1 pseudogene is annotated in these 2,337 nt (G+C 31.2%); it reads right to left on the reverse strand.

The features are described 5' to 3' along the window. A pseudogene (locus tag CAMP5060_RS07965) lies at positions 1 to 2,337 on the reverse strand (hypothetical protein); the annotation flags it as partial.

The following is a 2,337-nucleotide window of genomic DNA, read 5'->3' on the forward strand; positions in this document are numbered from 1 at the left end:
GGCTTGTTCGTTAATAATATCTTCTATGTTAGGAATTGAAGGTTCTGGTTGTTTGGCATTAAAATCTGGTATGTCAGGAGAAGTGATATTTGGGTTATCAACTTTAAAATCACTTGTAAAAACTAAACATTTCTTACCAGTACCACAATCTATTTCCTTTAAGCCATTTAAAGCTACCAAAGCTGCTGTTTTAAAGTCTATATAACCTTGGCTATTATCATCATAAGGATGGAGTTGGATTTCATTGCCCCAATATTTTTGATCAGCTGTTGCATTAGTTAAGTCTTTTTTGTGATGATAAATGTGAATATTGGAAATATCTAGATTTCCATCACCACTCATAGTGGTTACACCTGCAAATTTACCAGCATAGCTTTCATTAAGCTTACTTTCTGATTTAATAATAGAGTTTGGAGTAAAATACATATAAATATTATTAAATTTACTAGTGGTATACATATCTCCAGCAAATCCACCTGCATAAGATCCACTTTTAAGAACAATTCCATGGTGTTGAGCGTTATTAATAGCATGAATATTTTTTATATCATATATAGATATATTTTCAAGAATTCCAGAAGAAATTTGTCCAGCAAACCCTCCAGCGTAAACTTTTTTTATATCTTCCTTACTCTCATCTTCAAGTGGAGTATATGAGCTTTTAATATTTTGAATATGATTTAAAGATATATTGCTAAATTTTCCACTGTTAATATCTCCAGCAAACCCTCCAACGTATGAACCTCCATAGTTTCCAACGCTAGTTGCTATAATATTATCTATATTGTTTAGTGTTATAGATGAAAATTCAGGTGAAATATAGCTAGATATACTTCCAGTAAATCCACCCGCATATGCATAAGAATAAGAATCTCTTTCAGCACTGCTTATAATATCAACTATATTATTTATAGATATATTGCTAAATTTTCCACCTTTAATATCTCCAGCAAATCCACCTGCATATTCTTTGGAAGTAATTTTTGCTATTCCTTTTATAGAAATTTTATCAAATTCCCCACTTTGTATGCTACCTGTAAATCCACCTGCGCCAACCATAAAAGTATTGTAGTTACCTGCTAAACTAGCGCCAATTTCTTTTATATCATGTATCAATATATCGCTAAACCCACCTTTTAAGACACTTCCTGCAAATCCACCTGCAACTATAGTACCTCTTAAACCTTCTGCGATAACTTCATCTATATTTTTTACCGAAATATTATAGAATTTACCGCTATTAATATATCCAGCAAAACCACCACTTTGTGTTGAACTGAAATCATATTTAGTGCTTGTTTTTATTGAGTTTATATTATCTATAGCTATATCTTTAAGATAGGGTTCAGCTATATTAGAGTTCCATGTTGATCCTATAATCCCAGCAAATCCTCCAGCATAAGAATATCTACCCCATACTGTAGTATGCAAATCTCTAATTTTATCTATTTTAATATTGCAAAATACTCCAGTATTAATAGCTCCAGCAAATCCACCTGTAGTATGCAAATCATAACTTGCAATTTTATCATCTGAAATACTATTGATTTCTCTTATATCGTTTACAAATATAGCATTATAATTGCCTCCGTCAATCCATCCTACAAACCCACCGGTGCTATTAGTACGATTAGATACGCTTTCTATTTTTCCAATTTCATTTATACTGATATTTTTATAAGAACCACTGCTAGTTCTTCCAGCAAACCCACCTGCAAAAGTTTGGAATATACCTATATTGGGTGTATTAAGATGATTTGCCTTGATAGTTTTGATATTTTGCAATAATATACCATTGTATATTCCACCTGTAGCATTTCCAGTAAATCCTCCCACTCCTATACCATAAGTTGGATATCTATTTCCAGGATTGGTTTTATAGTTTAATTCCAAATTTCCAGAATTTTTTATATGTATATTTTCGAATATACCAAAAGTCGTACCAGCAAATCCACCTACGCCATAATTTAACATAGTTCTATAATCATATCCTTCTTCTGGAATTTTAGAATTATCTGTTAAATTTGCCCTTACTGTAATGTTTTGTATATTATCTAAATATATATTTCTAAACATCCCATTAGCATCTCCAGCAAACCCACCTGTACCATAATAAGTCATGTATCCAGAATCTAAAGTTATATCTGCATTATTGTTTATATATTTGATGTTTTTAATAGAAATCCCATCTACAAATCCATCTATATATCCAGCAAAACCACCTACATATTCGTTACTTGCATTTATCCCACCATTTTTATAATCTACATTTATATTTGCAAAATTAGCACCATCTACTTTACCAAATAATCCCACATATCTTGGCTTATTATCTAA

This window comes from Campylobacter sp. 1569 (genome assembly GCF_024723675.1).
GTDB classification, from domain to species: domain Bacteria; phylum Campylobacterota; class Campylobacteria; order Campylobacterales; family Campylobacteraceae; genus Campylobacter_D; species Campylobacter_D jejuni_C.